This window comes from Billgrantia tianxiuensis (assembly GCF_009834345.1).
Lineage (GTDB): Bacteria > Pseudomonadota > Gammaproteobacteria > Pseudomonadales > Halomonadaceae > Halomonas > Halomonas tianxiuensis.
The window spans coordinates 1315005-1337942 of record NZ_CP035042.1; the positions used below are offsets into that span (position 1 = coordinate 1315005).

General features: G+C 65.1%; 23 protein-coding genes and 1 pseudogene. 13 read left to right on the forward strand and 11 right to left on the reverse strand.

Going from position 1 to position 22938, the window contains the following annotated elements; genetic code table 11:
• Positions 1–207: 207 nt before the first annotated feature.
• The gene (locus tag EKK97_RS06215; RefSeq protein WP_159550328.1) at positions 208–1287 is read left to right on the forward strand and encodes an NAD(P)-dependent alcohol dehydrogenase; all 1080 of its coding nucleotides are present in this window, start codon (positions 208–210) and stop codon (positions 1285–1287) included.
• Positions 1288–1331: 44 nt separating this feature from the next.
• On the opposite strand, the gene EKK97_RS06220 is transcribed toward EKK97_RS06215, so the two are convergent.
• Positions 1332–2492, reverse strand: a complete 1161-nt coding sequence (locus EKK97_RS06220) for a GGDEF domain-containing protein (RefSeq protein WP_159550331.1) — start codon at positions 2490–2492, stop codon at positions 1332–1334.
• 404 nt (positions 2493–2896) lie between these two features.
• On the opposite strand from EKK97_RS06220, the gene EKK97_RS06225 reads away from it, so the two are divergent.
• From EKK97_RS06225 to EKK97_RS06240, 4 genes are all read left to right on the forward strand, one after another.
• Entirely contained in the window at positions 2897–4012 is a 1116-nt protein-coding gene (locus tag EKK97_RS06225) for an extracellular solute-binding protein (protein WP_159550334.1), read from the forward strand.
• 64 nt (positions 4013–4076) lie between these two features.
• Positions 4077–5246, forward strand: coding sequence for an ABC transporter ATP-binding protein (locus EKK97_RS06230; RefSeq protein ID WP_159550337.1), 1170 nt, complete (start codon positions 4077–4079; stop codon positions 5244–5246).
• Positions 5239–6126 (forward strand): ABC transporter permease, encoded by an 888-nt coding sequence (locus EKK97_RS06235; protein WP_159550340.1) that lies wholly within the window; start codon positions 5239–5241, stop codon positions 6124–6126. The genes EKK97_RS06230 and EKK97_RS06235 overlap by 8 nt, the downstream gene beginning before the upstream one ends.
• Positions 6123–6929 carry an ABC transporter permease gene (locus EKK97_RS06240; RefSeq protein ID WP_159550343.1) on the forward strand — a complete coding sequence of 269 codons (807 nt, stop codon included), beginning with the start codon at positions 6123–6125 and terminating at the stop codon, positions 6927–6929. Before EKK97_RS06235 ends, EKK97_RS06240 begins: the two co-directional genes overlap by 4 nt.
• Here the strand turns inward: EKK97_RS06240 and EKK97_RS25685 are convergent.
• From EKK97_RS25685 to EKK97_RS06255, 4 genes are read right to left on the reverse strand one after another with little or no spacing between them, the layout of a single operon-like run.
• Positions 6926–7261: an ATP-binding protein gene (locus EKK97_RS25685; RefSeq protein WP_340162966.1), complete on the reverse strand. Its 336-nt coding sequence runs from the start codon at positions 7259–7261 to the stop codon at positions 6926–6928. The two genes, EKK97_RS06240 and EKK97_RS25685, sit on opposite strands and share 4 nt — an antisense overlap.
• On the reverse strand, positions 7156–8289 hold the full coding sequence (locus EKK97_RS06245) for a sensor histidine kinase (protein ID WP_340162935.1): 1134 nt from the start codon (positions 8287–8289) through the stop codon (positions 7156–7158). Before EKK97_RS06245 ends, EKK97_RS25685 begins: the two co-directional genes overlap by 106 nt.
• Positions 8286–8954, reverse strand: a complete 669-nt coding sequence (locus EKK97_RS06250; protein WP_159550346.1) for a response regulator transcription factor — start codon at positions 8952–8954, stop codon at positions 8286–8288. Before EKK97_RS06250 ends, EKK97_RS06245 begins: the two co-directional genes overlap by 4 nt.
• On the reverse strand, positions 8951–9340 hold the full coding sequence (locus EKK97_RS06255) for a PepSY domain-containing protein (RefSeq protein ID WP_159550349.1): 390 nt from the start codon (positions 9338–9340) through the stop codon (positions 8951–8953). The genes EKK97_RS06250 and EKK97_RS06255 overlap by 4 nt, the downstream gene beginning before the upstream one ends.
• A gap of 133 nt (positions 9341–9473) precedes the next feature.
• Here EKK97_RS06255 and EKK97_RS06260 point away from each other — a divergent pair, with 133 nt between their 5' ends.
• Complete coding sequence (locus EKK97_RS06260) at positions 9474–9947, forward strand: PepSY domain-containing protein (RefSeq protein WP_159550352.1); 474 nt, start codon at positions 9474–9476, stop codon at positions 9945–9947.
• 293 nt (positions 9948–10240) lie between these two features.
• On the opposite strand, the gene EKK97_RS25690 is transcribed toward EKK97_RS06260, so the two are convergent.
• From EKK97_RS25690 to EKK97_RS06285, 6 genes are all read right to left on the reverse strand, one after another.
• On the reverse strand, positions 10241–10444 hold the full coding sequence (locus EKK97_RS25690) for an ATP-binding protein (protein ID WP_340162936.1): 204 nt from the start codon (positions 10442–10444) through the stop codon (positions 10241–10243).
• A gap of 8 nt (positions 10445–10452) precedes the next feature.
• Positions 10453–11616 carry a histidine kinase dimerization/phospho-acceptor domain-containing protein gene (locus EKK97_RS06265; protein ID WP_340162937.1) on the reverse strand — a complete coding sequence of 388 codons (1164 nt, stop codon included), beginning with the start codon at positions 11614–11616 and terminating at the stop codon, positions 10453–10455.
• Entirely contained in the window at positions 11613–12284 is a 672-nt protein-coding gene (locus EKK97_RS06270; protein WP_159550355.1) for a response regulator, read from the reverse strand. The genes EKK97_RS06265 and EKK97_RS06270 overlap by 4 nt, the downstream gene beginning before the upstream one ends.
• Positions 12259–13440 carry a glycosyltransferase family 9 protein gene (locus EKK97_RS06275; RefSeq protein ID WP_159550358.1) on the reverse strand — a complete coding sequence of 394 codons (1182 nt, stop codon included), beginning with the start codon at positions 13438–13440 and terminating at the stop codon, positions 12259–12261. The genes EKK97_RS06270 and EKK97_RS06275 overlap by 26 nt, the downstream gene beginning before the upstream one ends.
• An 81-nt stretch (positions 13441–13521) precedes the next feature.
• Positions 13522–14043: a cytochrome b gene (locus tag EKK97_RS06280; protein WP_159550361.1), complete on the reverse strand. Its 522-nt coding sequence runs from the start codon at positions 14041–14043 to the stop codon at positions 13522–13524.
• A gap of 101 nt (positions 14044–14144) precedes the next feature.
• A complete protein-coding gene (locus EKK97_RS06285; RefSeq protein WP_159550364.1) occupies positions 14145–15050 on the reverse strand; it encodes a LysR family transcriptional regulator in 906 nt (301 codons plus the stop codon).
• A 170-nt stretch (positions 15051–15220) separates the two neighbouring features.
• Here EKK97_RS06285 and EKK97_RS06290 point away from each other — a divergent pair, with 170 nt between their 5' ends.
• The 7 genes and pseudogenes from EKK97_RS06290 (at position 15221) to EKK97_RS06320 (ending at position 22928) form a co-directional block, all read left to right on the forward strand.
• Positions 15221–16732, forward strand: coding sequence for a CoA-acylating methylmalonate-semialdehyde dehydrogenase (locus EKK97_RS06290; protein WP_159550367.1), 1512 nt, complete (start codon positions 15221–15223; stop codon positions 16730–16732).
• A 19-nt stretch (positions 16733–16751) separates the two neighbouring features.
• The gene (locus EKK97_RS06295; RefSeq protein ID WP_159550370.1) at positions 16752–18404 is read left to right on the forward strand and encodes a GMC family oxidoreductase; all 1653 of its coding nucleotides are present in this window, start codon (positions 16752–16754) and stop codon (positions 18402–18404) included.
• Between the two features lie 216 nt (positions 18405–18620).
• Entirely contained in the window at positions 18621–18827 is a 207-nt protein-coding gene (locus EKK97_RS06300; protein ID WP_010629501.1) for a cold-shock protein, read from the forward strand.
• Positions 18828–19051: 224 nt separating this feature from the next.
• Positions 19052–20820 (forward strand): annotated as a pseudogene (locus tag EKK97_RS06305) (SLC13 family permease).
• 110 nt (positions 20821–20930) lie between these two features.
• Positions 20931–21596, forward strand: a complete 666-nt coding sequence (locus EKK97_RS06310; protein ID WP_159550373.1) for an alpha/beta hydrolase — start codon at positions 20931–20933, stop codon at positions 21594–21596.
• Positions 21597–21620: 24 nt separating this feature from the next.
• Positions 21621–22535, forward strand: coding sequence for a prenyltransferase (locus EKK97_RS06315; RefSeq protein WP_159550376.1), 915 nt, complete (start codon positions 21621–21623; stop codon positions 22533–22535).
• A 165-nt stretch (positions 22536–22700) separates the two neighbouring features.
• Entirely contained in the window at positions 22701–22928 is a 228-nt protein-coding gene (locus EKK97_RS06320) for a hypothetical protein (RefSeq protein ID WP_159550379.1), read from the forward strand.
• Positions 22929–22938: the final 10 nt, after the last annotated feature.

A 22938-nucleotide genomic window follows, 5' to 3' on the forward strand; every position in this document is an offset into this window, starting at 1 on the left:
GGTTGTTTGCCTCCTCGGTTCGTCTGGTTCCATCGTCAGTCTGGCACTTTCCTGTCGCTTGAGCGGCGATGAAATCTACCGTCGGTTGACTGACGGTGCTCATTCCAACCTTGATTTGTATCAAGGCGCGGAGGGCATCCGTGACGGATAGTTCCCGTACGGGATTTTTCTTCGCCAACGACCAGACGACAACCGAGAGGCCACGACATGCCTGCCATGATGAAAGCCGCGATCTTCGTCGAGCCCGGGCGCATCGAGATCGACGACAAGCCGATTCCGGATATTGGCCCCAACGATGCCCTGGTGCGCGTTACTACCACCACCATCTGCGGCACCGACGTGCACATCCTCAAGGGCGAGTATCCGGTCGAGAAGGGGCTCACCATCGGTCATGAACCGGTCGGCGTGATCGAGAAGCTGGGCGCCAACGTGCAGGGGTACCGGGAAGGACAGCGGGTGATCGCCGGCGCCATCTGCCCCAGCTTCACCTCCTACGCCTGCCAGGACGGCTGCTGCGCCCAGGACGGCGGCCATCACGCCCACGGCTACAAGCCGATGGGCGGCTGGCGCTTCGGCAACACCATCGACGGTGCCCAGGCGGAATACCTGCTGGTGCCCGACGCCCAGGCCAACCTGGCTCCGGTGCCCGATGGGCTCACCGATGAACAGGTGCTGATGTGCCCCGACATCATGTCGACCGGATTTGCCGGCGCAGAGTCGGCGGGCATCAAGATCGGCGACAGCGTGGCGGTGTTCGCCCAGGGGCCGATCGGCCTGTGCGCCACGGCCGGCGCCAGGCTGCGCGGCGCCGGACTGATCATCGCCGTGGATGGCGTCGACGAGCGCCTGGACATGGCGCGTCAGATGGGGGCGGACATCACTCTCGACTTCCGCAAGGTCGACGTGGTCGAGGAGATCCTGCGCCTGACCGGTGGACGTGGCGTGGACGCCTCCATCGAGGCGCTGGGGCTGCAGTCCACCTTCGAGGCGGCGCTGCGGGTCATCAAGCCGGGCGGCACCCTGTCGAGCCTGGGCGTCTACTCCAGCGACCTGACGATTCCCCTCGGGGCGTTCTGCGCCGGGCTCGGCGATCACAAGATCGTCACCTCGCTCTGCCCCGGCGGCAAGGAGCGGATGCGCCGGCTGATGCAGGTGATCGAGACCGGACGACTGGACCTCGGCCCCCTGGTCACGCATCGCTACGCGCTGGAGAACATCGTCGAGGCGTACGACCTCTTCTCGCACCAGCGCGACGGCGTGCTGAAGGTGGCGATACGAGCCAGCTGAGGGCAGCCATGTAGTCGGAGCAGGGGCGCACGTCGCCCCGTTCGTCATGGCTCGAGTTCAGCCAGGCAGTAGCCGTCCTTCTCCGTCGTTTTCACCCGGTACATCGCCATGTCGGCACGATGGATGATGTCATCGACACTCATGTCGGGGTAGGGAAACAGGCACACGCCGATGCTGGCTCGAATGGCAATCTGGGCTGGCACCTCAGGCAATGGCAGCCTGAGGCTAAACAGCAGCTTCGCCGCCAGGTGATGAACGTCCCGCTCGGAGGCGAGATCGCGAGCCAGCACGAAGAACTCGTCTCCACCGATCCTCGCTACCGTATCCGTCTTGCGCACGCTGCGCCTCAAGCGGCGGGCCACCTGCACGAGCAGGTTGTCTCCCATCTGGTGCCCGAGCTGGTCGTTGATGTGCTTGAACCCATCGAGATCGATGAACAGCCCACCTTGTAGCTTTCGGTGACGCTGGCTGGCTGCCAGTGCCTGTTGAATGCGGTCGTAGAGCAACTCGCGGTTGGGCAGCCCCGTCAAGGGATCGTGCAGGGAACGGTCGTGATGGTAACGGCGCTCCTTCTCGAGCTCCTGCTCACGCAAGTAGAGCTGGCGCCCCTGACGTTCCACTAGATAGCCCGTGGTACCGCCGATCAGGTTGGCCGAGATGATGAAGACGTTATGGCTGAAGAGCACATGTCCGGGGTAGTCGAGCAGAAGGCCGAATACCAGGTTGTAACTCACCAACAGCAGCGCATCGATGCCCAGGGCATAGGTGAATCGAACGCCGATGAAGTTGTAGGTGTAGAACGTCAACATCACCATGGCGGGGTAATAGTAGGGCGTATTTTCTAGGGGCACTTGCGACTGGATGGCGATCAGGCCGAATCCGGCTGCGACACATACGGACGCCAACCACCACTGCGCCAGGCGTTGGAAGGCCGAAGTGAAGCTGACGGCCAGCACCAGGGTGGGTACCAAGAGTGCGGTAAGGCGTGATTGCCAAACGCCCCATCTGGCCTCTGGCGGGACATGCCAGATATCCAGCAGGCCGCACAGCAGGTAGACGAGCATGCCGACCAATATCGCCGTGCGTCCCTGAATCAGCGTGCGAGGCAGGGTGTCACACCGATAGGTGCGCTCCAACTGTGGATCGCTGAAGCACAGACTGAAGCGCCTCAGCATGCTCGGTGTACCCTGCGCGATGGCCGTCATGGGGCTCGTTGCACCTCTGCGTGTCAGGCCGATGTTTGGCGGATTGGCATCGCGGCCCTGCCTTGCCCGCACGCATTTCTTCATTAGATTTAGGCAGACTATCAGCAATGCGCGTGATACAGCTAGCGGTGCGCTTCGGTTGGGCTCGCCTTTCGATGCAAGCAATTAAGTCATTATTTTTCTTGTGTTTTCATCTGATTGGCTCGGCGTAAACCGAAACCGTGGCGGTGACACAGCGTTGAAAGCGCGAACGAATTTTTCCTGGAGGGCTGCTACTCTTTGTTACACAGGGATTGAACGGTCATTCAATGTTCATCCCATCGTCATGGAGTCGCGCGATAAGGGTCGGGGGCCAAGCCGCTGACCCCTGTCACCCTGTGCAAGACCCTCATGGAGAACTCGTCATGTCGTTTACACGTCGCCGTTTCCTCAAAGGCACCCTGGCTGCCGGCGCCGCCGCCACCGTGCCGTCGTTCTACATCAACAAGGTATTGGCCCAGGAGCAGACCCTGCGCATCTATGCCTGGGCGGGTTACTTCACCGACGAGATGCTGGCCGACTTCACCGAGAAGACCGGCATCCGCGCGACCTTTACCCCCTACGGCACCAACGACGAGCTGATGAACTCGCTGCGGGCCACCGATGGCACCGGCTTCGACGTGATCATGCCCACCGTGGACCGTGTGCCGGGCTATCTAGACTATGACCTGGTGCAGCCGCTCGACGAATCGCGCATCAACTGGTCCGGCGCGCTCGACAGCGCCATCGAGGGCTCCGAGGTGGGTGGCGTGGTCGACGGCAGGCGCTACTTCGCCCCCAGCGACTGGGGTACCGAGGCGATCACCTGGAACCGCCGTGATGCCAAGGTCGACCGTGCCAACCTCAGCTACGCCGATCTGTGGAACCCCGAGCACGGCCAGGGCGTGACCGTGCGCGGCCATTCGGCGCTGGTGGGCATCGGCCTGTGGCTCGAGCGCGAAGGCCGGCTGCCCCATCCGCTGCTGGACTCCTACAGGAGCGAAGAGGCCATGCGCGCCAACTTCGATGTCATCCTCGAGGAGGCGATCAAGCACAAGCACATGCTGGTGCAGTTCTGGGACACCGAGAACGACGCCCAGGCGGCCTTCCGCACCAACGGTGCCGTCATCGGCCAGACCTGGGATTCCACCGCCTTCCGCCTGCAGCAGGAGGGCGAGGACATTGCCTACGGCGCGCCCAAGGAAGGCGCCCTGGCCTGGATGGAGGGCTTCGTGATTCCCAAGAACGCCCAGAATCCGGACGCCGTCTACGAGCTGATCAACTGGTACTACACGCCGGAGGCGGGTGCCCTGTTCGTCAAGGCGACCGGCTACAACTCCACCTCCAAGGGCGCCACCGAGCTGCTGCCCGACGAGACGCGCCAGTTCTTCACCGACTCCTATACCGAACAGGACCTTGCCAACCTGTGGTGGTGGCCGATCCAGGAGCCGTGGTACGTGGCTCTTCGGAATGAGTACCAGGATCGCTATCTCAGCGCCTGATCGCGTCACGTGGCCGGGGCGGCATTCGCCGTGCCCGGCCCTTTCTTGGATGGTTGAGGTTTGAATGGACGGTAGCGTCAGACTGGATGAGGTGGTGATGCGCTTCGGCGACTTCACTGCCATCGAGAAGACTTCGCTCTCGATCGGTTCGGGCGAGTTCTTCAGTTTTCTCGGCCCCTCGGGCTGCGGCAAGACCACCCTGCTCAATATCGTCAGTGGCTTCATCACGCCCAGCGAAGGGCAGGTTTACATCGGCGGCGAGCCCATGGCGGGCGTGCCGGTCAACCGCCGGCCCACGGCGATGATCTTCCAGAACCTGGCGCTGTTCCCGTTGATGACGGTATTCGAGAACATCGAGTTCGGTCTCGAAGTGCGCGGGGTCGACAAGCGCAAGCGCCGCGAGGTGTCCGAACGGCTGCTGGCGCTGGTGGCGCTGGAGGGCAGCGGCCCCAAGATGGTGACCGAACTCTCGGGAGGCCAGAAGCAGCGCGTGGCCATCGCCCGGGCGCTGGCGGTGGAGCCGCGGGTGTTGTTGCTCGACGAGCCACTTTCGGCGCTGGACCTCAAGCTACGCCAGCATATGCGCACTGAACTCAAGGCGATCCAGCGCAAGACCGGTATCACATTCATCTATATCACCCACGACCAGGGCGAGGCACTGAACATGTCCGACCGGGTCGCGGTGATGTCGGCCGGTCGCATTCAGCAGGTCGCCGATCCCATGACGCTCTACCGCGAGCCGGCTACCGGTTTCGTCGCTTCCTTCGTCGGCGAGAACAACCGCCTCCAGACCCGTGTGATCGATCGTGAAGGGGAGCGGGTGCGTCTCGACGGTGGCGCGCTGGGCGAGCTGGCCGGCCGGACGGGCAGCGAAGCACGGCTGGCCAACGGCGAGGCAGCAACGCTCTTCGTGCGTCCCGAGCACCTGCGCCCGGTGGCGGCGGATGCCACGGGAGCGCGGCTCGAGGCGGAGATCGAGGCGGTGCACTTCGAAGGGGCATGGGTCATGCTGGAAGCGCGCCTGATCGCCTCGGGCGAAAAGCTGCGGGTACAGCTGGGCCATGAGGTGTCGCGTGGCCAGGCCAATGCCATTGCCGTGGGCCAGCGCATGCACTTCGGCTTCGATCCGGCCGATGCCGTGGTGCTGCCCGACGACGGCAGCCCGATGGTGGACGAGGAAACCGGCGAGGTCGTCGTCGACAGCCAGGCCCAGTCGGGAGGCATGCATGTTTAGGCAATTGCAGGCTCGCTTCGGTGGGCCTCTGGCGATGGCCATCGTCACCCTGCTGGGCATCTGGCTGATCGTCATGGTGACCTTGCCGCAGCTGCAGATGATCGAGTATTCGCTCAAGCCCAACCTGCTGCCGGCCCAGATCGGCGGGCCCGACGACCGGCTGACCCTGGCCAACTACGCCACGCTGTTCAACAACGACATCCATCGCGCCATTTTTTTCAAGACCATCTGGTCGAGCGTGCTGGTCACGCTGCTCACGCTCGCGGTGAGCTATCCACTGGCCTGGTACCTGGCCAAGGTCGCCACTCCGAGGCAGGCGGCGCTGTGCATCCTGCTGCTGATCATTCCGTTCTGGATCAACGAGATCCTGCGCACCTACTCATGGTTCATCATCCTGGCGTTTCGCGGCCCGCTCAACGAGGTGTTGATGATGCTGGGGCTGATCGACCGGCCGATTCGCTTCCTCAGCGGCAACGGCGGGGTGATGGTCGGCATGGTCTACGCCTACATCCTGTTCATGGTGTTCCCGGTCTACAACGCCATCGAAAGCCTCGACGACAATCAGGTGCGTGCGGCTCGCGACCTGGGGGCGGGCACTGTGCGCACCCATCGGCGTATCGTCATTCCGCACGCCAAGCCGGGCATCGCCACCGGCTGCATCATGACCTTCATGCTCGCCGCGGGCAGCTATGCCGTGCCGGCGCTGCTCGGCTCGCCGGGTAGCCGCTGGTTCACCCAGATCATCTACAACTGGTTCTTCGAGGGCGGCAACTGGAACCAGGGCGCGGCCTACGCCTTCCTGCTGTTGGTGCTGTGCATCGGCTTCATGTCGCTAGTGATGAAAATATTCAAGGTGGGCCTGGGGGATATCGGCCGATGAACTCGCAACGTTTCCTCTCCTTTGGCCTGCGCTTCTACGTGGTGATCTTCTTCGCCTACCTGTTCCTGCCGCTGATCATCATGGCGGCGGCCACCTTCAACGACAGTCGTTTTCCCACCGTGACGCCCTGGGACGGTACCACCCTGCGCTGGTTCGGTGAGCTCGCCGCTGACCGCGGCATGTGGCAGGCACTCGGCAACAGCCTGATCGTGGCCACCGGGGTGCTTGTCGTGGCCGTGCCCATCGGCATTGCCACAGCGCTGTTCCTCAATACCGTGTCGAGCCGCGCCAAGCCGTTCCTCTATGCGCTGATCCTCTCGCCACTGCTCACTCCCGGGGTGATCATCGGTATCTCCACGCTGATCTTCTGGCGCCAGTTCGGCGTCAGCGGCGGCATCTTCCTCACCGTGCTGGGCCAGGCCACTTTCATCGCCGCCTATGTGATGCTGATGGTCACCGCTCGCCTGCAGCGCTTCGATCGCACCATGGAGCGCGCAGCACTGGACCTCGGCGCCAGCCAATGGCAGATGTTCCGACGCATCCTGCTGCCGTACCTCAAGCCGGCACTCTACTCGGCGGCGGTGATTGCCTTCCTGCAATCCTTCGAGAACTACAACACCACCCTGTTCGTGGTGGGCTACGACACCACGCTGACGGTCTACATCGCCTCCAAGGTGCGCACCGGCTTGACGCCGGCGGTGAACGCCCTGGGCCTGATCCTGATCCTGGTGACGGTGCTGTTCGCGGTCATCTACGAACTCAAGCGGCGGCGTGAGGCGGCAAGAATAGTGAAAGGGGGCTAATCCTTGACCGACGGTGTCTCGGCGAGCGGCCGGGCCGGCAGCCAGACCCGGGCACTCAGGCCTCCTAGGGGAGAGGTGTCCAGGGTCAGCCGGCCCCCGTGCAGGGCTACCAGGTCGGCGACGATGGCCAGTCCCAGGCCATTGCCGGAGCGCTGTTCGTCCAGGCGAGTACCGCGCCCCATGGCGGCTCGTCGTTCATCCTCGCTCATGCCGGGGCCATCGTCCTCTACGCTGAGCCAGAGTCCATCGTCAGCTTCGTAGCCATTGAAGCGAACCCGGCCGTTGGCCCAGCGCAGGGCATTGTCCAGCAGGTTGCCGACGAGCTCCTGCAGGTCCTGGGGGCCATCCTTACTCGCAGATCGCCGGAAAGGTTGTGATCGAGCTCCACGCCGCGACGCATTGCGAGCCGCTTGAGCCCATCGTGAATGGGGGCAAGCACCTCGGCCACGGCGACCCGGGGGGCCAGGCCGATGTCGCCTGCTGCGGTGGCACGGGCCAAGTGGTGGCGTACGGCGGCATCGATGCGCGAGAGCTCGTCGCGAATCCTCGTGCGGCGTGGCTCCTCGATGCCATCGGCCAGGGTGGTCAGTACGCTCACTGGCGTTTTCAGCGCATGCGCCAGATTGCCGGCGGCATGACGGGCATGCTCCATCAGGCGCCGGTCACGTGCCAGGACGCCATTCATGGCGCTGGCCAGGCGAGCCAGCTCTGCGGGCAGCTCGGTGTCGAGGCGCTCGGTATCGCCATTCTCGACGCGCGCCAGGTCGACTTGCATGCGTCGTAGCGGTGCCAGCCCCCAGCGCACCTGAAGCGCAAGCGCAGCCAGCACCAGCAGGCCGAGGCCGGCAAGCGACAGCACCACCAGCCGGGTGAAATGCTCCAGCTCGAGTTCCAGCGACTGGCGCGGTGCCGCCACGCTGATGTGCAGTGGCCGCTCGAGCGGCGCCAGGTGGATGTCGCGCTCGACGACGCGCAATGGCATGTCGCGTGGCCCTGCCACGTCCTGGCGGATCACTTCGGGCGCATCCTGCACTGGCAGCCGCTGATCCCACAGCGAACGCGAGGTCAGCACCCGCTCGCCGCCATCGCTGATTTGCCAGTACCAGCCGGAGAACACCTGCTCGAAACGCGGGTCGCCAAGGTCACGCTCCTGTACCAGCCGCTGCTCCACATCGTCCCAGGCCAGGCCGGCGACCACTACGTTGAGCAGTGCCTCCAGTTGACGATCGAAGGAGTCGGTGGCGTTGGTACGGAAGTGCTGAGCGAGGCCGAGTCCGGCCAAGGGCAGGGCGACCGCCAGCACCGCCAGCGTGGCCAGGATCAGGCGGCTGGCCAGGGAGAGGCGCCGCAACCGGTTCACGAGGACTCGCCGCCGATGAGTCGATAGCCCTGGCCGCGAAGGGTTTCGATATGCTCGGCGCCCAGCTTGCGTCGCAGGCGACTGATCTGCACGTCGATGACGTTGGAGTCCGGCTCGTGGTCACGGTCGTAGACGTGCTCGGCCAGCTCGCTGCGGCTGACGACACGCGGTGCGGCATGGGCCAGGTAGGCGAAGAGGCGCGATTCCTGCGCGGTCAGGCCCACCGGGCGCCCGGCCAGGGTGAGACTGCCGGTATGGGTGTCGAAGGTCAGCTTGCCGATGCGCAGGACCGGATGGGCGTGGCCATGGCTGCGGCGAACCAGTGCGCGCAGGCGGAACAGTACCTCGGCGGTCTCGAACGGCTTGGTGACGTAGTCGTCGGCGCCGGCCGAGAAGCCCGCCGCCTTGTCGGCCCAGCGGGTGCGCGCGGTCAGGACCAGAACCGGAAGATCGATCCCATCCTCCCGCCACTGGGCAAGCCAGCGGTTGCCGTCGCCGTCGGGAAGCCCCAGGTCGAGGATCACGGCGTCATACACCTCGGTGCGCACCAGGAAATCGGCTTCATCGCCGCGGGCGACACGTTCGATGAGCACTCCGGCCTCCTGCAGTGCTTCCGTCAGCGCCTCGGCCAGGGGGCTGTCGTCCTCCACCAGCAGCACCTTCATCGCGCCTCCTCCTTGCGCCGCATACCATCGATGTTGACCCCCTCCATGCCGATCAGCTCGCCGCTCCTCGCATCGAACTCGAACTCCACGATCTGGCCCTGGGGCCCAAGCATCTCGATCTCATAGACCGGCCGGCCATCGTCGCGCTCCAGTTCCACTTCCAGTATCTGGCCCTCGTAGCGCGCCTCCAGCCAGTCTAGGACCTGCGGCAGGGCTACAAGCTGGCCACGACGCACTGCTTCGTGCAGGTCGCGCCAGTGGTCGTCGGCAAGCCCTTGGGGCGACGCCAGGGCAAACAGTGCCGTCAGCCACAAGGCAGGCAGTGCTTGCCGGCCGCGCGTGGCCCGCCGCAGGCGTGGGTGGAGGGAGAGGGTTCGTATCGTCATGTTGCAAGGATGCCGGGCCCGACATGAATGCAGCATGAACGGTACCGTCAGCGTGGGGCAAGGTGGCCGGTGGTAAAACCTGATCTGTGTCGAGAAACACGACACTTAATCACAAGCCACTGAGGAAACACCCATGAACCGCAAGATCATTCTGGCAAGCTCCCTGGCCGCCCTGATGCTGACAGGTGCCGCAGCCCAGGCCAGCGATGAGCGACTGGCGGCGGATCGCCTCGACGAGGTGCTGGAGCAAGCGACGAGCTTCGGATTCCAGCACTTCCAGGAGATCGAGGCCAAGGGCCGCGACAGCGTCAAGATCGAAGGCTGGCTCGATGACGAATGGCAGGCCGAGGTGCGCCTGTCGCTGGAGACGGGGGAATCCCTCGAAGAGGAGCGCAAGCGCCGCGAGGGAGGCGCCTGGGGCATGAGTGAAGAGGACGTGCGCATGGCCATGGAAGCGGCGGTGGCCGAAGGCCTGGCCGAGTTCGAGGAGATCCAGGCCGACAGCGACGGCCGCATCGAGATCGAGGGCCGCGATGCCGATGGCCGCGAGATCGAAGTGCGCACCCGCCAGGGTGAGCGCGGTGTGACCGACGTGGAGCGCGACTGAGCTGCCTTCTCTTCGCCCATACCGGGAACATCGGCTCGAGCAACGCTCGGCACGGAGCCCACTGCGAATCTGTAGTGGGCTCCGTGCTTGTGGGCCGGCAAGATCTGAGTTGGGAAACTTCAGGTTTGGCCGGCGTAGATGCCGTTTTCGCCAAGCGATTCGCCGTGGTCGGAAACGTAGAGCAGGACCGTCGCCAATGATGGCTGGCGCTCTAGTTCTGACATGGATGAATCGTCACGGGAAGTCGATTCACCCAGCTCTATTGGTAACCTTAACGCTCACTTATGGGGCCGTCACTTGACGCGCGGCAGCATCGCCTCCACCCGCAGGCCGCCTCCAGGCGCTTGCGTCAGCGTGAGCCGGCCTGCGTGGCGGTCGAGCAGCCGCTCGACGATGGAGAGTCCCAGACCGGCGCCGGCGCCCGGGCCGGCGCGATGGAAACGCTCGGTCACGCGCTGGCGCTCCGCGGCAGGGATGCCGGGGCCCCGGTCATCCACGCGCAATGTCACCCGAGTGTCGTCCGCATCCAGTGCGACCGTGATGGTGCTGCCATCGGGGAGTGGCGCAGTGCATTGCCTGCCAGATTCTGTACCAGCATCGCGATGGCACCGGGCTCGGCCCACAGCGTCCAATTGGCAGCCTCGTCGGCTTCGAGGTCCAGCATTTGGCGTCGCTCGGAGGCGAGCGGTGCCAGCTCGGCCAATGCCTCACGCACCTCGAGGAGCAGGTCGATCTCGTGCCGCTTGGGTTCTGCTTCTTCAGGATCCAGGCGGGCGAGCGTTAGCAACTGGCTCACCAGCCGCGTGGCGCGGGCCACGCCGGCGCGCAGCTCCTGCAGGGCCTCGTGCCGGTCATCGGGGCTCTCGGCGGCGAGTGCGTTCTGGGCATGCAGGTCGAGTACCGCCAGAGGAGTGCGCAGTTCGTGGGCGGCATCGGCGATGAAGCGCTGCTCGCGTACGCGTAGCTCGCGGATGCGTTCGAGCAGGCGATTCAGGGCACCGACGATGGTCGCCAGCTCGCGTGGCAGAGGCTGCAGGGCCAGCGGCTGCAGATTGTGTGGATCGCGCAGACGGATCGCCTCGGCCAGGCGCGACAGCGGGAGCAGACCCCGGCCGGTAGCCCACCACAGCAGCAGCGCCAGCAGCGGCAGGCCGAATAGGTCCGGCAGCAGGGTGCGCAGGGCCACGGCGCGGGTCAGCTCGCCGCGCACGTCGCTGCGTTCGGCGACCATCACCCGGCGCGGCGAATCGGTCACGTCAAGCACGTAGATGCGCCAGTCATGCCCTGCCACGTAGTTATCGGTGTAGCCCGGAGGACGGTCGGTGAAAGGCTGCTGGGGGGCGCTGGCGGAGCGCAGCAGCAGCCGGTCTTCCTCCCACAGCTGGAAGGCCAGCTTGCTCTCGTAGCGGTGGCCGGCGAAGCGCTTGTCCGACTCCTCGGCACGCAGCAGGGCGCTCTCCAGGCTGGTCAGCAGTGCTTCGAACTGCCCGGTCGGGAGCGGCACCTGCAGCAGGCCCTCCAGCAGGCGGGCATTTTGCGCCAGGCTGGCGTCGTAGGTTTCCTCGATCTCGTGGGCGGCATAGAAATAGCTGACCAGCCCGATCGCCAGCATGCTGACGCCGAAGACCAGCAGCACCAAGCCCAGAGTGCGGCGGCGAATGGAGGTCATGGCGTATCAGCCTCGTCCATTACGTAACCGATGCCCCGCACCGTGCGGATCAGGCCGGGAAAGAACTTGCGGCGCAGGTGGTGGACGTGCACTTCGATGGCATTGCTCTCGACGTCCTCCTCCCAGCCGTAGACCAGTCGGGTCAGGGTATCGCGGGTAAAGACACGCCCCGGGTGGCTCATGAATTCCTGTAGCAGGGTGAACTCGCGGCGTGACAGCGACACCGACTGGCCCTGGTAGCTGACACCGAGCGTGGCGGGGTCGAGGCGAATGCTGCGGCATGCTAGCACGGGGCTGGCCTGACCCTGGCTGCGGCGCAGCAGGGCACGCAGGCGGGCTTTGAGTTCGGCCACCTCGAAGGGCTTGATCAGGTAATCGTCGGCCCCGGCATCGAGCCCGGCGATGCGGTCACCGACGGCATCCCTCGCGGTGAGCACCAGTACCGGTACACGATTGCCGCGGCGGCGGATTTGCTCGAGGACCTGCATGCCGTCCAGCCCCGGCAGGCCCAGATCGAGCACCACGGCATCGAACGGCTCGCCCCCCTGCAGGGCGTTTAGCGCTGCGACGCCGTTGACCAGGTGGTCGACGGTATAGTGCTCGGGCTTCAGCGCCAGGCGGATGCCGGAAGCCAGGCTCGGGTCATCCTCTACCAGCAGGATGCGCATGAGGGTCGACGAACCTCCTGTGGTCATGGGTGGCCGCAACCTGTTCCGCTTTCGCGGCAACTCTTGGCAGACGAGGCATGGCGCAAGCGCGGGGCAGTGTATCTTTTGTCAACCGCTCCGCGACTTCCGCCGGGTCTGGTTGGAAAAGTACCAGATCCGCGGGGCCGACGGGGGCAAAATTGCCCGATCCTGGTACGTTGAGCAGGGCAACGACGGGAATGCCCAACGCTGCGGCCATGTGCATGGGGCCCGTATCCGGCGTGACGAGCCGTGGGAACTGGGAGAGCACGGCGGCGAACGCTCGCAGTGACATGGGCGGCAGCAGGCGACCATGGGCGCCCAGGGTATGCTCCAGTTGCCTGCGCTGCGATGCCTCCTCCGGCCCCAGTAGGACCACGTGGGGCTGGCCGCGGGCGTCGAGTTCGTGTAGCAGTGCCTGCCAGAAAGGGAGCGGTATGCGCTTGTCGAGGTGGCCGCCGATGAAGATACCGATGGGGGCGGGCGGCAGCGACAGCGCGGCAAGCACCGCCTCGGCAGCGATCCGCTCACGATGGGACACCGTCAGCCAAGGGCGGGGTTCGCATGCCAGGCCCAGAGGTGTCGCCAGGGTACAGGCCAGCGCATGAGCGTGCTGGGGCGATGCTTCGCCCACCCAGTCGTAGGTGGTTTGCAGCCGACCGCGCTGCCCCATCGTCTGCCGTGCGCCGCAAAGGTGGACGAACAGCCAACTGGTGAGGGAGCCCTCACCGACCTGAACGGCCAGATCGTACTCACGCCGCCTCAGTTCGACCAGCAGCCGCCACAGACGCCAGGGGCGCAGTACCATGCTGCGGCTCAGGGAGTGGTAATGCGCTAGAGGCATATCGACGAACAGCGCCTGGGTCGTATCCGTCCCCAGATAGTCAAGCTCGATCTCCGGCCGCTGCTGCGTCAACGCCTGGATCAGGCGAGCACCGATAACAGCATTGCCGATTCGGAAGTTGGGACGCACCAGCAGGATTCTCCGCGCTCCTTGCAGGGTCTCTGGTGAGGCGGGCCGTCCGGCTCGGGCATGTTTCGTCAACGCCCGGTAGAGCCAGGCCTTGGCGCCACGCTCCAGGCGCTTTCCCAGCTTGCGCATGGCGCGATGACGCCGCAGATAGGTAAGAGGAGACATGCGGGTGCTCCTGTTGGGAAGACACCCGCACTATCTGGGGCTCGCCTTACGGCATCCTTAAGGGGTACCGGCTAAGGGCAGTCACGCCATGCGCTGCAGGCTGCGCTCGCCAAGCCACCATTGGTGGAGCAGGGCGGCGAGCACATGCCCACCGATCAGTAGCCACATCAGGTTGGCAAGTACCTCGTGGGTTTCCTCGAACACCTCCTCGATCCACTCGATCTCGGTGCCTGCCGGAATCAGCGGCAAGCCGAAGAAGGTCACACCATGGCCGCCGCCCCAAGCTGTCAGGAGCCCACTCAGCGGGATCGCCAGCAACAGCCCATAGAGAGCCAGGTGGCCGAGCCGGTCGGCGAGGCGCCAGTGGGCGGGCGGGGTGAGGCGACCACGGTTGTGCCAGCGCCAGGCAAGACGCAAGCCGAGCAGCGCAAGCAGCAACACGCCTATGCTCTTGTGCAGACCCATCAGGTTAGCCTTGCCCAGGCCTTCCAGGGCTTCCATCCACAGTTCGCTGCCCAGCATGAGCAGTACCAGCAGCGCCATGGCCCAATGCAGCATGCGGGAGACGAGGCCATAGCGGTTTTCTGTGTCGAGCCAGTTCATCGGGATCACTCCTCGGGTGGGTACGTGATCCTTCATACGCCAGCTTGCCTTGCGAGAGCCTTAAGGCTTCGTTCATGGCTCGTTCATGGAGGGCTGGTGGCTCAGTGCTGGCTCCCCCACACATTCTCCAGCACTTCCAGCGCCGCGGCGATGGCCGGCTCCTCGCTGCGCTCGCGCCGCCACACGAAGCACAGCGCACAGGGTAGGCGAACCTCATCGACCACTACCAGTCCGCGCTCCTGGCGCTCGGCCATGGCCAGCGCATCGCGAGCCAGGCTGAGCCCCACGCCGGCGCGTACCAGGTCGAGCATACAGGCTTCCTGATCCACCTGGGCCACGCCCTTGGGGGTGACGCCGAGCGGGTCGAGCACACCGTGCAGCAACCGGTGATGGGCCGACAGCGCCGGCGTGACGATCCACGGCAGGGCGGCCAGGCTCGCCCAGTCGGCACCGGCCACACGGCTTCCCCAGCCGGGTGGCGCCACCACGTGGTAGTGAAAATGGGTCAGTTCGCGGTGAGCGATCTCCGGCGCTTCCGGCCCGGGACCTTCACCGGGCGGCGCGAGGAAGAAGCCCACATCGAGTTCGTCGCGGCGAATCCACTCCAGCACGCTGCCGCTCATGCCGTGCTGCAGCTCGGTCTCGAGCTGCGGGGCGCGTTCCACCAGACGGTGCAGAAAGGCGCCCAGACGAATGAACTCAGGATCGACGATGGTACCGATACGCAGCCTGCCGTGAAGGGTGCTGTGCAGGGCGAGGGCGCTCTGCTCGAAGGCGGCCATGGCGGCCAGCGCCCGCTCGGCGGCGGGCAGCAGGGCATGGCCGTCGGCGGTCAGCGCCAGGCCCTGTGGGCGGCGGCGAAACAGTGTCAGCCCCAGCGCCTCCTGCAGGTGCTTGAGTTTGAGGCTCACCGCCGGCTGGGTCAGATGCAGGCGTTCGGCGGCGCGGGAGACGCTGCCTTCGTGGGCCACGGTAACGAAGGCGCGCAGAGTGGGGAGATCGTGCATGATGGCTGTCGCTTGGAATATAAGCAGAGCTTATATCTGGCTTTTGAATTTCTCAATTGATCGTGGCGTTCGACACGGTAGGCTTGATGATCAAAGTACCGTGCGCTTCTTTCTTCGCCGCGCACGACGCGACTGTCGCCACTTCAAGCCAACGACAAGACGAGAATCCCATGACGCAGAACATGATCGCGCATTATATCAATGGGCAAATGACGACCGGCGAGTCGAGCCGCCAGCAGGAGGTCTTCAACCCGGCCACCGGCCAGGTCTCTGGGCAGGTGGCGCTGGCCTCGCGCGCCGATGTCGCGACCGCCGTGGCCGCCGCCAAGGCCGCTTTTCCGGCCTGGGCCGACACGCCGCCGATCCGCCGCGCGCGAGTGCTGTTCAAGTTCCTCGAACTGCTCAATGCGCACAAGGATGAACTGGCCCGTGCCATCACCCTCGAGCACGGCAAGGTCTTCACCGATGCCCAGGGCGAGGTGGCTCGCGGCATCGACATCGTCGAGTTCGCCTGCGGCATTCCGCAACTGCTCAAGGGCGATTACACCGAGCAGGTGAGCGGCGGCATCGACAACTGGACCGTGCGCCAGCCGCTCGGCGTAGTGGCCGGCATCACCCCGTTCAACTTCCCGGCCATGGTGCCGATGTGGATGTTCCCCGTGGCCATCGCTGCCGGCAACACCTTTATCCTCAAGCCCAGCCCCACCGATCCCAGCGCCTCGCTGCTGATCGCCGACCTGCTCAAGCAGGCCGGCCTGCCGGCCGGCGTGTTCAACGTGGTGCAGGGCGACAAGGAGTCCGTCGAAGCGCTGATCGAGCATCCCGATGTGCAGGCGCTCTCCTTCGTCGGCTCCACGCCCATCGCCAACCGCATCTACGAGAACGGCGCACGCCACGGCAAGCGTGTGCAGGCCCTGGGCGGGGCCAAGAATCATATGGTCGTCATGCCCGACGCCGACCTGGACAAGGCCGTTGATGCCCTGATCGGCGCCGCCTACGGCAGTGCCGGCGAGCGCTGCATGGCGATCAGTGTCGCGGTGCTGGTGGGCGACGTGGCCGACAAGATCGTCCCACGCCTGGCCGAGCGGGCCAGGGCGCTGAAGGTCAAGAACGGCCTCGAACTCGATGCCGAGATGGGGCCCATCGTCACCGCCCAGGCCCACCAGCGCATCACCGGCTACATCGAGAAGGGCGTGGCCGAGGGCGCCGAGCTGGTGGTCGACGGCCGCGAGTTCGACGCCACCACGACAGGCGATGGCTGCAGCGAAGGCTTCTGGATGGGCGGTTCGCTGTTCGACCACGTCACTCCGGAGATGACTATCTATAAGGAAGAGATCTTCGGCCCGGTGCTGGCCTGCGTGCGGGTGCCCGACATCGCCACCGCCATCCAACTGATCAACGACCACGAGTTCGGCAACGGTGTGAGCTGCTTCACCGAAAGCGGCAGCGTGGCGCGCGAGTTCGGCCGCCGTATCCAGGTCGGCATGGTCGGCATCAACGTGCCGATCCCGGTACCCATGGCGTGGCACGGCTTCGGCGGCTGGAAGCGCTCGCTGTTCGGCGACACTCATGCCTATGGCGAAGAGGGCGTGCGCTTCTACACCAAGCAGAAGTCGATCATGCAGCGCTGGTCGGACTCGATCAATGCGGGTGCCGAGTTCGCCATGCCAACCCATAAGTGAGTGGGACGGGAGAGCCCCCATGGCAGAGCAGGAATTCGACTACATCGTGGTGGGCGCCGGCACCGCCGGCTGCCTGCTGGCCAACCGCCTCAGCGCCGACCCGGCCAACCGGGTGCTGCTGATCGAGGCGGGCGGCCGCGACAACTACCACTGGGTGCACATCCCGGTGGGCTACCTCTACTGCATCAACAACCCGCGTACCGACTGGTGCTTCAAGACCGAGCCGGACAAGGGCCTCAACGGCCGCTCGCTGATCTACCCGCGCGGCAAGACCCTGGGCGGCTGCTCCAGCATCAACGGCATGCTCTACCTGCGCGGCCAGGCCCGCGACTACGACGGCTGGGCCGAGCTGGTGGGCGACGATGACTGGCGCTGGGAGAACTGCCTGCCGGACTTCATGAAGCACGAAGACCACTACCGCCTGGACGAGGGCGGCGACGGCGATGCCGCCCACCGCGACTATCACGGCCACGGCGGTGAATGGCGAATCGAGAAGCAGCGCCTCAAGTGGGAAGTGCTCGATGACTTTGCAGAAGCAGCGGTGCAGGCAGGCATACCGCGTACACGAGACTTCAACCGCGGCGACAACGAGGGCGTCGACTACTTCGAGGTCAACCAGCGCTCGGGCTGGCGCTGGAACGCGGCCAAGGCCTTCCTGCGCCCGGTGTGCGAGAAACGCAGCAACTTCACCCTGTGGCACTCCACCCAGGTTCATCGCCTGCTGTTCGAGGAGGGCTCCGGCGGCAAGCCTCGTGCCAGCGGGGTCGAGCTTGAGCGCAACGGCAGTGTCAGTCGGGTAAAAGCGAAGCGCGAGGTGATCCTGGCCGCCGGCGCCATCGGTTCGCCGCAACTGCTGCAGCTCTCCGGCATCGGTCCGGCCGCGCTCCTGGCCGAGCATGGCATCCCGCTGGTGCACGAGCTGCCCGGCGTCGGCGAGAATTTGCAGGACCACCTGCAGATTCGCTCGGTCTACAAGGTCACCGGCGCCAAGACCCTCAACACCCTGGCCGCCTCATGGCTGGGCAAGGCGGCCATCGGTATCGAATACCTGCTGCGCCGCACCGGACCCATGAGCATGGCACCCTCGCAGCTGTGCATCTTCACCCGCAGCAGCGACGAGTACGTACACCCCAACATCGAGTACCACGTCCAGCCGTTGAGCCTGGAGGCGTTCGGCCAGCCGCTGCACGACTACCCGGCGATCACCGCCAGCGTGTGCAATCTCAACCCCACCAGCCGCGGCAGCGTCCGAATCAAGAGTCGTGACCCGCGCCAGGCCCCAGCCATCGCGCCCAACTACCTCAGCACAGAGGAGGATCGTCGGGTGGCGGCGGACTCGCTGCGGGTCACCCGGCGCATTGCCGAACAGCCGGCCTTCGCCAAGTACCACCCCGAGGAGGTCAAGCCCGGTGTGCAGTACCAGAGCGACGAGGATCTCGCGCGCTTGGCGGGCGACATCGGCACTACCATCTTCCACCCGGTCGGAACGGCCAAGATGGGCCGCGACGACGATCCCACGGCGGTGGTGGATTCGCACCTGCGGGTACGCGGCGTCGAGGGGGTGCGGGTGGTGGACGCCAGCATCATGCCGACCATCACCAGCGGCAACACCAACTCGCCGACGCTGATGATTGCCGAGAAAGCGGCGGGCTGGATCCTCGAGGGGAGGTAAGAAAGGGGAGCAGTAAGAATTACGTCATCTACGCAAAATAGTATTTGACGTGGGTGCCTGAACAGAGCAAGATGCGTGCAGTTGGTTAGCAAGTCGAACATCGCAAGTGGTCATCGAAACGCTCACGGCGTCGATTTCCCGGTGAAAAGTTTCTTGTTTTACCCACTGCAACTCGGGTATTTCCCGGAAAATCCATGCTGTTAGAGGAATTCGATAATGGCTACCGGTACTGTCAAGTGGTTCAACGACACCAAGGGCTTCGGCTTCATTTCTCCGGACGACAACGGTGACGACCTGTTCGCTCACTTCTCCGAGATCCAGGCTGACGGCTTCAAGACTCTGCAGGACGGTCAGAAGGTCTCCTTCGACGTCACTCAGGGCAAGAAAGGCCTCCAGGCTTCCAACATCAAGGTCATCGGCTAATCGCCATCCGACTCTGATGTGACTGCGCAAGCAGTCCAGAAAAGGCTCGCTTCGGCGGGCCTTTTTCGTATTTGCCTTTCGTGGGTATCGGTGGTAGATACCGGGTTCTCATCTCCTCCTCTCTTATTCCATTAAGGTATTTGAGAATTTCTAAAATAACTTTTTAGAATAAGTAACGGCAGTGCACAATAGCCACACGTTCCCTTGTGCACGGATCCTCTCCCATGCCGCTGGATGCCTGGCTCGCTTCTATCGTCGTCATTGCCGTCTTCCCGCTGATGGCCTTCTCCCGTCTCGGTCCCGATATCGTGCTGCTGGGAGCGGTCATCCTGCTGCTGACCCTCGGCGTCATCGACCCGGGCCAGGCGCTGGGCGGTTTCTCCAGCACCGGCCTGTTTACCGTGGCCTTCATGTACGTGCTGGTGGCCAGCATTCGCGAAACCGGCGGCATCGACCTCATCATTCGCCATGTCCTCGGTCGACCGCGCGGCGAGGGCGGTGCCCTGACCCGCCTGGTAGTACCGGTGGCCGCACTCAGCGCCTTTCTCAACAACACGCCGGTCGTCGCTACCTATATCCCTGCGGTGCTGAGCTGGAGCCGCCGCCTGCAACTCCCGGCGCACCGTCTGCTGATGCCGCTCTCCTTTGCCTCGATACTGGGTGGCACCATCACCTTGATCGGTACCAGCACCAATCTGGTGGTGCATGGCCTGTTGGTGGAGCGTTATCCGGAGCTTGCCATGCGGCTGTTCGACCTGGCCTGGGTGGGGCTACCCGTGGCCATGGTCGGAGCGCTCTACCTGGTCCTGGTGGCACCGCATCTGCTACCGCAACGTCGTGGTGCGGCCTCGGCCTTCGAGAATCCCCGCGAGTACACCATCGAGATGGAGGTCGACCCCGCGGGTCCACTAGTCGACCGCACTGTCGAGGAGGCGGGGCTGCGTCACCTGCAGGAGCTGTTCCTGGTGGAGATCGAGCGTGACGGCAACGTGGTTAGCGTGGTGGGGCCGGGGGAACGCCTCAAGGGGCGCGATAGATTGGTGTTTGCCGGCACCTCCGATGGCGCCGTGGAACTGCAGCAGATCCGTGGCCTGGTGCCATCGCACCATGGCGGATCGAGCCTGGAAAAGGAGTTCAAGGAACGACGCCTGGTCGAGGCGGTGGTGTCGGATCAATGCCAGTTTGTCGGCAAGCGCATTCGCGATGGCCATTTCCGCACGCTGTACGGCGCTGCGGTGCTGGCGGTGTGCCGCGGCGGCGAGCGGGTGGCCGGCAACCTGGGGCAGGTGCGCCTGCAGCCCGCCGATGTGCTGCTGCTGGAAGCACGGCCCCCTTCATCGAGCGTCATCGCCAGTCGCGCGACTTCCTGCTGATCAGTCAGGTCAACGGTCAGGCGCGACCCAACCACGAGAAGGCCTGGCTGGCCTGGAGCATCCTGGTGGGTGTGGTGGCGCTTGCCACCTTCGGTGTGATGAGCATGCTGAACGCCGCCATGCTGGGGGCGGTGCTGGCGCTCGCCACCGGCTGCTGCTCGGTGGGCGCGGCCAAGCGCGGGCTGGATACCCAGGTGTTGCTGACCATTGCCGCCTCCTTCGGCCTGGGCGCCGCGCTGGAGAGCTCCGGGGCGGCTGCCACCTTGGCGGGTCTGGCGTTGGGGCTGGCCGACGGCAACCCTTGGCTGCTGCTGATCGGCAGCTACCTGCTGGTGGCGATGCTGACCGAACTCGTCACCAATAACGCGGCGGCGGTGATCACCTTTCCGGTAGTCATGGCCAGCGCCGAGAGCCTTGGCGTCAACCCCATGCCCTTCGTGGTGGCGGTGATGTTCGCCGCCTCGGCCAGCTTCCTCACTCCGATCGGCTACCAGACCAACCTGATGGTGCACGGCCCCGGCGGCTACCGCTTCGGCGACTTCCTGCGCGTGGGCGGGCTGCTCAACGTGCTGACGGCGGTCGTCGCGTTGGTGCTGATTCCGCTGGTGTGGCCGTTCTGAGCGAGGCTTCTGCGCTTCCTATGGCGAAGCCATCGCGATGCACTCGCCGAGAACATGGCTTTGCGGTAGGGTGACGGCTTTGCCCAGACTGCGACGAAGGAAGCCCAGCCATGAGCCATCCCGGCGAACTGATCATCGAGCCGAAGAGCGGCCGTCCGGCCGATGCCTGTGTCTTCATCCTGCACGGCCTGGGGGCCGATGGGCATGACTTCGAGCCGCTGGTGCCGGCACTACCGCTGAAAGCGGGGCTCGACATACGCTTCATCCTGCCCCATGCGCCGCGGCTGCCGGTCACCATCAACGGCGGCATGGTGATGCCGGCGTGGTACGACATCCACGAGATGAGCCTCGACCGTCGCGTCGATACGGCGCAGCTGGTGGCTTCCGCGGAGCGCATCCAGGCGCTGGTACAGGAGCAGATCGACCACGGCATCGACAGCCGGCGCATCATCCTGGCCGGCTTCTCCCAGGGCGGGGCGGTGGCCTACCAGGCGGCGCTCTCCTTCGATGCCCCGCTAGGCGGGCTGCTGGCCATGTCGACCTACTTCGCCACCGCCGACACCATTACCCTGGCCGAAGCCAACCGCGAGCTGCCGATCGAGATTCATCACGGTACCTTCGATCCCGTGGTTCATGAGTCGCTGGGCAAAGCGGCCTACCAACGCCTGCAGGGGCTGGGCTATTCGGTGCACTACCAGACCTATCCCATGGCGCATGCGGTGTGCCCGCAGCAGGTTGGTGACATCGCTACCTGGCTCAACGCCCGGCTGGGTTGAACCTGCTTGGATACGTCTGCCGGGGTGCCGGCTGCGCTTCGCGCCTGCCTGCGCAGCAGTCGGCCCAACTTCCTGATCCTGGCGCCGCTGTGCGCGGGCCTGGCGATCGCCGCCGCCTGGGCCGATGGCCAAGCGTTCGCAACTCTCGATGCGCTGCTGGTGCTGCTCGGCGCCCTGCTGGCTCATGCCGCGGTCAATCTGTTCAACGAGCACCACGACTTCCACTCCGGCCTGGATGAGCTGACCGAGCGCACCCCGTTCTCCGGCGGCAGTGGATCGCTGCCCGAGCGGCCCGAGGCTGCCCCTGCCGTGCTGATGGCGGCCTGGGGCTGCCTGGTGGGGGTAATGCTCATCGGCGTCTGGTTCCTGTGGCGGGCAGGGCCGGTGATGCTGCTCTACGGGCTGGTGGGTCTCGCCCTGGTGGTGGCCTATACCGGTTGGCTGACGCGTCGCCCCTGGCTCTGCCTGCTGGCGCCCGGTGTCGGCTTCGGCCTGCTGATGGTGCCGGGCGCCTATCAGGCGCTGACCGGCACGCTGACCGCCACGGCGGTGACGGCTGCACTGGTCCCTACCCTGCTGGTGAGCGCGCTGCTGCTGATCAATCAACTGCCCGATATCGACGCCGACAGGCGGGTAGGGCGCGACCATCTGGCGATTAGGCTGGGGCCGCGTCGAGCGGCGCGCTTGGTGGCCGTGCTGCTGGGCCTGGCTTTCGCCGTGGTACCGGTGGCCTGGTGGATGGGTGCCCTGCCTGGCACGGCCTGGCTGATGTGGCTGGCGTTGCCGGCCGCTGCCTGGCTGGCCCACGGTCTGTGGTGCCTGCCAGCGGAAGTCGCGCAGGGCGAACTGGCGCCGCTATTGCCCCTGATGGGACTCAACGTTGCGACGCTGCTGGGTAGCTTGGCCCTGCTCAACGTGGGGCTGTTCCTGGCAGGCTGAGGCAGGGGGCGACGACGTGGCAGAGAAGCTCGGACTCTGACAGTCTAAGGAAAGACCGCCTGCCAGAATTGTCGCTCATGGGTTGAGTCAGGCAGGATGGGTCCCAAGGTATTGGAATACGACCTGGTCCAATCAGCGCTGGACATTTACCACAAGGAGACTGTGATGACGCCCGACATTTCCGAGGAGCTTCGCTTGCCGGTGGCCTGTCCCAGCTGTGGCAGCCATCTCTATCGTGTGTCCAAGGTGCACAACCCCGACGACAAGGTGTTCTGTGCGTCCTGTAAGCGCTTTCTCTGTCTCTATCACGAAGCGCAGGCCATGCTAGAGAAAGGGCCTAGCGACGAGCTCGAGGCCATGATCGAAGAGGTCGTCAACCGCAATCATCACTAAGGCGCGCTGA